This window comes from Psychrobacter sp. 1Y4 (assembly GCF_051847555.1).
The window spans coordinates 1-777 of the sequence record NZ_JBPYDE010000422.1 but is presented as its reverse complement, the minus strand read 5'-3'; the positions used below and the strand labels follow the sequence as shown (position 1 = coordinate 777).

At 42.3% G+C, this 777-nt stretch carries 2 protein-coding genes; both read left to right on the top strand.

Translation table 11 applies throughout. The features are described from left to right. A partial coding sequence (locus ACS8FC_RS16725; RefSeq protein ID WP_439297610.1) for a triose-phosphate isomerase occupies nt 1-475 on the top strand: 475 nt, incomplete at its 5' end. 203 nt (nt 476-678) lie between these two features. Beyond that, on the top strand, nt 679-777 hold a 99-nt coding region (gene secG / locus ACS8FC_RS16720), incomplete at its 3' end, for a preprotein translocase subunit SecG (RefSeq protein WP_439297611.1).

The window sequence follows — 777 nt, the reverse complement described above, 5'->3', positions numbered from 1 at the left end:
TGACTGCCTGATAAATAAACTGTCTCATGCGTTTTCTCAGAATCTTGGCGTGGTGTTCTGTATCGGCGAAACGCAAGAACAGTATGATAATGGTCAAACACTTGACGTTATCAATGAACAACTCTCAGTGATTAAAGATATGCTTGGTCAGCAACCAGACTTAGCAGCATCGTTATTTGAAAAGCTACTCGTCGCTTACGAACCTGTCTGGGCAATTGGTACTGGCAAAGTGCCAACTGTGGCAGAAGTGAGTAAGACTCATCAGCATATAAAGCAAACCGTTGCGGGATTTGCTGACATAGCAGATACGATTACCGTGCTGTATGGCGGTAGTGTTAATGCTGGTAATGCCGATAGATTTGCTGCTGACCCTATGATTGATGGCGCATTGGTTGGCGGGGCCTCATTAAAAGCAGACAGCTTCTTAGCGATCGCTGATGCTTTTAGTCAAGCGAATGCTGAACCAAATAAATAATGCTCAGATATCAGTATCATAGCTGATAGACAGTATGGTTTTACCAGTTGGTAAAAGTAGGTTTAACAGTACCCTTGCAATCGTGTACAATGCGCCTTATTTATATAGTCGATTTGGCATTATCAGATGCTAGTCATTATTTTTATTAACCTTACGTTTTATTTTCCGTTATCAGTCGTCATTACACGGCAAAAGAGGCCACCATGTTTACGTTTATATTAGCCCTGCATATTATCGTGGCCATTGCCATGATCGGCTTGATTTTGATACAGCATGGTAAAGGGGCAGATGCTGGGGCTTCT